This window comes from Psychrobacillus sp., from assembly GCF_056205495.1.
Window position 1 is genome coordinate 1 of sequence record NZ_JBAEAP010000272.1, and the last position, 7906, is coordinate 7906.

A 7906-nucleotide genomic window follows, 5' to 3' on the forward strand; every position below is an offset into this window, starting at 1 on the left:
TTTTGTTGATCAAAAACATTTGAAACTGCTTTCGCTAAGATTGCAATGGTCCTATTTAGTTCGACTTCTGTACTCTCAATGCCACCTAATTCAATAAGTATAGTGTTTTTATTTAGGTCTTGATTGTAGACTCCATCTACACCTTTTCCAGTTTTCAGGAAAACGCCTCTTGAGATACCTGGGACTAGTGTATTCATTTGTTCCGATAGTTTATTAGCTAGTTGCTCATTCCATTTATAATTTGCATGCTCGCCACCTACAACAAGCATGATTTTTGCATAGCTCTCTTCTCCAACTTTTAACGTTGTCACTTTTGCTTTTGCAGAGTCTCGGTGGATATCTAGTACAATATCATAATTGTTTTGAGATAAGGCTTTCTGGACTAGAGGTCTAACCGAGTGATAATCTTTTGTGCCATGTGGATTATCGCTTGTTAGAAAATCAGTTTCTACATTATGAAAAGCAAACTGAGCAGTAATTTGCTCTTGAAAATTAGTAATATTTTTTTCTGGATGATAGATTTCAATTTTTTCTCCGCTGGCAGCTAAAATTGGTTTAAAAGCTTCTTGCCAATGGGTAAAGTATACGAAAGCTTTTCGTGGCGGTTGCAAAATCTCTGCTACCGGATCTGATTCAGTTTCCGTTTCAGTTTCGGTTTCGGTCTCAGTTACCGGCGGTGTTTCAATTTGTGCCGCATAAACAACCGGGATATCCTCTTTTTTCTTTTCTACTGTTTTTTCAGTTGTTGCGTCCATGCTTAGAGGTGTTTGGACTGTTGCAATAATAATAGGCGCCAAAAATAAGAGTAATAAAATCGTAGTTAGCTTCTTTAACGTATTAGTCATAGGTTCCACTCTCCTCACACAATCGTATGAGAAGAGAAGAATTTTTAGAACGACCTATTTACTTACAAGCCAGGTTTCAATCCCCGTAGAAAGCATATACGCGTACTGTTCCACCCATAAATCTGTTTCCTTCGGCGTTACAAATAAGGATGGATTTTTTCCAACAAATACTTCTTCAAATAATTTTCTTTTTTCATCAGTCGACCAACCAACCCATTCACCAAATATTGGCTCAAGGACTTTTTTATCTATATTCGTTTTATTAGAAACCATAGGAGTAACGGCTAATGCTGAAGATGGTTTTCCTTTTTCCTCTACACGTGCCGCCACATGATGAATAACCTGTTCAATCGCATCTGCATATAAAACTGGCCCATCCACCACCATAGGTACTCCAATTGCTGTGACTGGAACGTTATATACTTCTTTAGAAATTTCCTTACGCTGATTCCCTACTCCTGATCCTGGGTGGATGCCCGTATTCGTTATTTGGATTGTCTTACATAAACGCTCGCTATTTCTAGCTGCTAAGGCATCCATCACTATAATTAAATCGGGTTGAAATGCTTCACTAATAGCACTTACAAAGTCGCTTGTTTCAAAGCCTGTCTGACCAGTAACACCTGGTGCGTACATGACTACTTTTACTCGTTCATTATTGGTCAAAGATGAATTTTGAAGATACTCGATTGCTTTTGGACCAATTGCATCCGGGGTAATGGTTGCATTTCCAAGACCAATGATTAATATTTTGGATTGGTCTGTAAGTGTAATCTCTTTGTGCATATCCCGGAGATGGTCAATAAAGGTCCTAGCGATATTCTCAAAACTTTTTTCATCATCTGGACTTAAAGTCAGGTCCGTCAAGGTAATATATTTCCCTTGTTTTTTACCTATCTGTTTCTCCCCTTCTGCATCCACTTCTATCGATGTAACCAATACAGCGCCATTACGAGATTCCTCAAATTTTATACCCTTGGATTTATCCAAAGTGTCTTTTTGACTTTCCGAACGGTGCTTTACCATTTCATCGGATTCATCGATTAAGTCTGTTCTTCCCCACATAATAATCACCTCCAAAATAGTTTGTTCAAAGTGTCAAGTAAATATTCTTTGCATTTATATATTGCAATTTGTTTTTTCGTTTGTTAAAATAATGCTTGTTGTATAAATTCAGTTACCAACAAAATGTATCATCTCAGACCTTACTAGGAGGTGAAAGGTATGCCAAACATTAAATCTGCAATCAAACGTGTTAAGAAAAATGAGACTTTAAACACTCAAAATGCAAAAGCAAAATCAGCTATGCGTACTGCTGTCAAAAAAGCTGACACTGCTGCACTTAATAACGATGAAAACGCAAAAGAACTTATTAAAACTGCGATTCAACAAGTTGAAAAAGCAGCTTCTAAAGGTTTAATTCATAAAAACGCAGCTTCTCGTAAGAAAGCTCAATTAATGAAAAAAGCGTAAATAAAAAAGACTGTTCCGATGTTAAACTCGGTCAGTCTTTATTTTTTTCATTAAATCATATTTTCTAAGAAGTTTTTAGGAATAGTATAAGAGCTTGGAGAACTATTTCCAAGCTCTATATTATTTTTGTCATAAAAATAATTCCTTATACTCCCCCGTCGAACTGACAAATTAATCTTTCAAACCAGATGCCATTATTTTAACAAAAATAATTCAAGAATACGGTCTCTATTTGTATTCAAGGACTTTAACTGCAAATCTACTGTAGCCAAGTCATTTAATGTATTTAAGAGCTTTTCCTCTTGGTGTAACAGTGGATTGTCGAATAGCAATTTCACTCGGTAAGGGTGCACTTTTAATTGAGATGCAACTTGTTGCGCATGATAGCCTTTTTTCTTTAGATGACTCACCTGAATCATTAATCGCACTTGAGAAGCAATCAAGGCATTTAGCTTCAAAGGATCTTCCTTACGCTTAAGTAAATCATGATAAATCGCCATTGCTTCACTCTTTCGTCCAGATAAATACGCGTTCCCTAAAGTGAAAACGTCCTCCTCTAGCGTTCTGACAAGTAAAGATTTGACGGTATCTGCATCAATCTCATTCTCTTCTCCGATATATGTCGAGATTTTAGCGATTTCTGTTCTTAGGTGAACTAAATTTGTTCCCCCACTTTCAATTAGTCGTTCTATACCTTCATCTGTAATCGTTTTTCCTTCATTTGAAACTTCATGCAACACCCAGCTTTTTAAGTCATGAATTTGTAGACCCGCAGCCTCAATCACATTTGCTGTTTGCTTTATAGCCTTTGTTATCTTTTTGCGTTCATCCAGCTTTTCATAAGGTGCTACAAACACAACAATGGCAGTGGAAGAAGGATTTTTAAGCCAACTTTCTAGTAGAGCCGTATCGTGAACAATTTTTTCTTTGCCTTTTTCCGAGGCTTTTAAGAAAAATGCATTTTTTGCGATTATTAACTTTTTCTCAGAGAAAAAAGGAAGTGTGTCTGCCTCGTAAATGACATGTTCGATGTTTTTTTCCTCTAAGTCGAAGTAAATGACTTCAGCCTCTCCATCTTCTTCGAGTTTATTCTTTAATTTTTTTATTGTTTCTTCGATAAAATATGCTTCCGTGCCATATAATAAATAGACGTTAGATATTATACCGTTAGAGATTTGCATCCATTTTTCTGAAATCATTTTGAATCTCCTTGCTCATCATTAGTATATTTATTATAACGCAATTGTAGTGAAAACTTTGTGACATTATGTATTTATAGCGAAAAAGAAAAGTTTGTGTGTAGATTTTTTTTGCGCTATCCTATATAATTATGTGGAAATAGGAGGGGTAACAATGAATGAGTTTGAACAAAATGTACAGTCGAAGCGTAATGACGCTATCGATTCTGGCGTAGGTTTTGTAGTCTCCTTTGGATTTTTTACAATTATGTTTGTAATTGCAGTAGTTATTGAGTTTCTTGCTCGATAATTCATGAGAAGGGTTTTGTCTAGTATATAGACAAGACCCTTTTCTCTATTCTAATGTGGAAAAATAGTTACTTCCCCTTTTTTCGTTATTATAACCTCAATTGACCCATCCCTCCCTGTTTGAAAATAGGGTATGTCCAATTTGTTAAGACGCTCTACAACTTCAGGATGCGGATGTCCATAACGGTTATTCAACCCGGCAGAAACTATGGCAAATTTAGGATTAGCTCTCTCCAAAAAAAGCTGCGTACTAGAAGTTTTACTACCATGGTGTCCAAGCTTAAGTATGGTTTGTCCCTCAATCTGCTTGGAATACTCTGTAGCTAACACTTGCTCTCCTTTGCTCTCTAAATCTCCTATAAACAACCCCTTAAAATATGCATTTTCCATAGATAGCACTAAAGAATCATCATTCCCTTCATAGTTTACATCCTTTGGATATAAATAAATAAGCTGATAATAGGACGACTCAATCATGTCTCCCGCCCCTTTCTCAAAAACTGAGATTCTTTGCTTATTAATTTCTTCTCTTAAATCTTTCATAGCATCTTCCCCATAAGAACCTGGAGTAATATGTACTTCCTCAACTTTTATCTCTTGAAGAATCTCCTCTGCTCCCTCCATATGGTCTGCATCGGCGTGAGATAAAATCATTACGTCAATTTTACTGATACCTCTACCTTTTAAAAAAGGGACGACGACTTGTCTACCAACCTCATACACATTTTTGTTTTCCATCCATTCTTCCTGATCAAACCTTAATAAACCACCTGCATCAATTAAAATAACCTTCTCCCTTTTAGGCATTTCGATAAGAATAGAGTCTCCTTGCCCTACGTTTAAATAAGTTATTCTAGTTTTAGTATCAAAATAGGGATATAAATGGAGTATAACGATTGGTACAAAAAGAATGCAGAGTGATAGAAAAACCTTAGATTTGTTCTCTACTAAAATGAAAAAAATAAAAATACTTATATAAGCCATCACGACTAACCAAAGCTCAGGCTGTCCAGGATTCCACATTTGAAATGGCAATGCACCTAAAAAAATGATGAAATCATCTAGCCAAATTCGTAGTGGCTCATAGATTCGAAAGATAATATTGCTGATTATGGGAGAAAGAAAAGTCAAAGGGAGCATAAAAATATTAATTGGTAGTATAACAAATGAAAATAGAGGAACAAACAAAAGGTTGGATAAAAAAGAAGAAAGAGAAATCTCATAAAATTGATAGATTAAGAGAGGGTATACCATCAGCTGACAAATAGCTGTAATAAGAAAGGACTGAGCTAAAGGATTATTGCTTAATCTTAACAAGCTCGAGGAAAATATAAGTGAAAATGCAGCTAAGTAGGATAATTGGAAGCCTGTTTGATAAACAACCCAAGGAGAGAAAAACAAAAATAAAATGAAACTTAAAGAAAATGCATCTGAAATGATTAACTTATTTTTTATTAGACTACTGATCAACAAAATTTCTGTTACAGATACAGCTCTCCACACCGAGGGAGCTCCTCCTGCAATAAATCCGTATAAGGGTAATGCTAAAATTAAAAGCCAATTTGCGGTTTCTCGTCTCACACCTAGACGCACCATTACTTCATAGAGCAACATAACTACTAATGCCACATGTAAGCCAGAGATTGCAAATAAATGAGTAATACCTAGGGTCAGATATGCATCCTGAAGATCTAGAGGCATACTTTCTCTGCTCCCTATTAGTAAAGCTTCAGCTTCGGCTTGGAGGCTTGCTGGAAAAGTAAGTTGGATATGCTGCTTTAGTTTGAAGCGTTGTTTAGCCATATAAGTACTAAATCCAGTCTTCAGAGTTAACATTTTATATTCTTCAACAGCTATTTGACCAATAGCCCCATGACTCTTTATATACTTTTCTATGTCAAAAGAATATTTATGCGAAGTTGGTCCTTCTATAGCCTTATCCACATTAACTTGTAGCTCCATACCAGTTAAAGAGTTATTAGAAAAGTAGTCTTTATCGCCTTCGTTTAATATTTTTAGCTGAACATACCACTTTTGGTTTGTATCTGAAGTAGCAAAGCCTCTTATAAATCTTCCGTTAATACGATAGTTATCCGTCCAAGTAATCGTTTTTACGTCATTATGTTCGACCTTTTCTGGATTTATATGATCTACATAAAAGAAAGTAAAGAAGCCTATAGAAATAATAGTAACAGTTAACATTAACGAAATTTGCCTATAAATAAACCAACAGAATAATAGCACGAATAAGATTAGTAGCCTTGTCGATTCAAATGCTGCTAGAGTAGCAAGTAAAATGGACAAGGCTACATAGATTACATTACCTTGGATTCCTCCAAACCAAATAATTCTGCCACCTTCCTCTCATAAGGCAGAAGTTCCTCCTCACTTGCCCCCTTGTCCCTTAGCTTCGTTATAAGCTCCATATAAAGGGTGACCTTCTCATCACTAAGGAAATCAATCTTACGCTCGTCAAAGGGCACATGAATGGTCTCTACGCCTGCTTTGTTCAGTAATTCTATTGCATAGGAATTATTTTTATAATCTTGCGCATAATACAATCTTGTAATACCAGCTTGAATAATTGATTTCGTACAAGGTAAGCATGGGAAATGTGTCACATATAAGTCTGCTCCACCGACTGTAATACCATATTTGGCACATTGTAAAAGAGCATTCATCTCAGCGTGCACTGTTCTAACACAATGATTATCAACTACATAACATCCATCATCGATACAGTGCTCCCCACCCGATATGGATCCATTATATCCCCCAGCCATGATTCTTCTATCCCTTACAATGGTAGCTCCGACTGCTAAGCGCGTACATGTGCTTCTTAGTGCTAATAAGTGGCTTTGTGCCATGAAAAATTGATCCCACGTAATTCTCTCCATATTAAATACCCCCTAAATAATACTTCTTTTAGTTTAAATCTTTCATGGATAAACTTCAATCAAGCCTTTTATTTAACAGTGATATAAGTTTCAAGCTTTTCAAAAGTCTTTTGACCGATTCCAGTAACCTCCATTAAATCCTGAACAGATTTAAAACCGCCATTTTCCTCTCTATAAGATATAATAGCTTCAGCTTTTGCCGGACCTATTCCAGGTAAAGAGGACAAGCCTTGTATATCTGCTTTATTAATGTTGATTAACTGATTTTCAGATGAACTGGTAGAGGAATTAGCAGGGGTTACAACTTCTTCACCAACTAAAGGGACATAAATAATCATCTCATCTTCTACTTTTTGAGCATGATTGATAGTTTTACTATCACCTTCAGGCAGATACCCACCCGCTAGTTCTATAGCAGTTAACACCCGATCACCATTTTCGAGTTCATAGACTCCTGGATTTTGGACAGCTCCTTTAACTTCTATAAATATTGAGTTATCTTCTTCACTGTTTATTGTTTCTACAGTTTCTTGTAAGTTTGTATCGTCTAAAAGGGAGGGTTGTATTGGTTCAGCCGAGGGGACAGCTGAAAAAAATTGCTTTTGAAGAAATAGAAACACTAGGAGAGTTAATACTCCAATAGGGAGTATCAGCTTTTTAAGCTTACTAGATTTAATCTTGGGGATCATGCATCAGCCTCTTTTCTTAAAGAGGTAAATGATATGGAGATGTACAAAATATACCAAATTTACCTCTTCTTGAAAAGAGTTATTTCACTGCACGTATAAAATATCTTTCAATTTCATCGGTGGGCTGTTCGTCAAAAATATTTGTTTCCGTATAAACTTGCGAAAATCCTACACGCTCTAAAAGTTTTATATAAACTTCAAGAGGAAAACTTCTTTGATAATGGGATTCCTCAAATCTTTCGTAATAGCCTGATGCAGCATCACGGACGAAGAAAGTAATATCGTGGTAAATAGAATGTTCTTCTTCTCCTTGCTCCGTGTTCCATATATAAGCTACCTGCTCATCTTCATATGTAAATGGTCCATCAGGAAATATATGATTCATTTTATATTCCGAATGAATGTCAAAGAATAACTGACCTTCTTCATTCAATGTAGAATAGACCTGTAGAAAGGTTTGTTCTACCTCTTCTAAAGTTTCCAGATAGTTTAATGAATCTATCGCTATCACTGCA

The 7906-nt window shown here is 35.9% G+C and carries 8 protein-coding genes and 1 pseudogene; 2 read left to right on the forward strand and 7 right to left on the reverse strand.

The genetic code is table 11. The annotated features are described in order from the left end of the window. Both spoIIP and gpr read right to left on the reverse strand, forming a co-directional pair. Positions 1-845, reverse strand: an 845-nt coding sequence (spoIIP, locus tag AC06OU_RS07905; protein WP_475855082.1) for a stage II sporulation protein P, incomplete at its 3' end; no start/stop codon positions are given. Between the two features lie 54 nt (positions 846-899). Beyond that, positions 900-1910: a GPR endopeptidase gene (gene gpr, locus AC06OU_RS07910; RefSeq protein ID WP_475855083.1), complete on the reverse strand. Its 1011-nt coding sequence runs from the start codon at positions 1908-1910 to the stop codon at positions 900-902. Positions 1911-2069: 159 nt separating this feature from the next. Here gpr and rpsT point away from each other — a divergent pair, with 159 nt between their 5' ends. Further along, positions 2070-2318 carry a 30S ribosomal protein S20 gene (gene rpsT / locus AC06OU_RS07915; protein ID WP_169358047.1) on the forward strand — a complete coding sequence of 83 codons (249 nt, stop codon included), beginning with the start codon at positions 2070-2072 and terminating at the stop codon, positions 2316-2318. A 194-nt stretch (positions 2319-2512) separates the two neighbouring features. Here the strand turns inward: rpsT and holA are convergent, their stop codons facing one another. After that, positions 2513-3517, reverse strand: a complete 1005-nt coding sequence (gene holA / locus AC06OU_RS07920; RefSeq protein WP_475855085.1) for a DNA polymerase III subunit delta — start codon at positions 3515-3517, stop codon at positions 2513-2515. A 154-nt stretch (positions 3518-3671) separates the two neighbouring features. Between holA and AC06OU_RS07925 the strand changes: the two genes are divergently transcribed. Next, positions 3672-3806 carry a YqzM family protein gene (locus AC06OU_RS07925; protein ID WP_169358045.1) on the forward strand — a complete coding sequence of 45 codons (135 nt, stop codon included), beginning with the start codon at positions 3672-3674 and terminating at the stop codon, positions 3804-3806. Between the two features lie 50 nt (positions 3807-3856). Here the strand turns inward: AC06OU_RS07925 and AC06OU_RS07930 are convergent, their stop codons facing one another. From AC06OU_RS07930 to AC06OU_RS07945, 4 genes and pseudogenes are all read right to left on the reverse strand, one after another. Then, a complete protein-coding gene (locus AC06OU_RS07930) occupies positions 3857-6007 on the reverse strand; it encodes a DNA internalization-related competence protein ComEC/Rec2 (RefSeq protein ID WP_475855087.1) in 2151 nt (716 codons plus the stop codon). Positions 6008-6120: 113 nt separating this feature from the next. Continuing rightward, positions 6121-6702 carry a ComE operon protein 2 gene (locus AC06OU_RS07935; protein ID WP_475855088.1) on the reverse strand — a complete coding sequence of 194 codons (582 nt, stop codon included), beginning with the start codon at positions 6700-6702 and terminating at the stop codon, positions 6121-6123. Positions 6703-6770: 68 nt separating this feature from the next. After that, positions 6771-7391, reverse strand: coding sequence for a helix-hairpin-helix domain-containing protein (locus AC06OU_RS07940; RefSeq protein ID WP_475855089.1), 621 nt, complete (start codon positions 7389-7391; stop codon positions 6771-6773). 79 nt (positions 7392-7470) lie between these two features. Then, positions 7471-7906, reverse strand: a pseudogene (locus AC06OU_RS07945) (SAM-dependent methyltransferase); the annotation flags it as partial.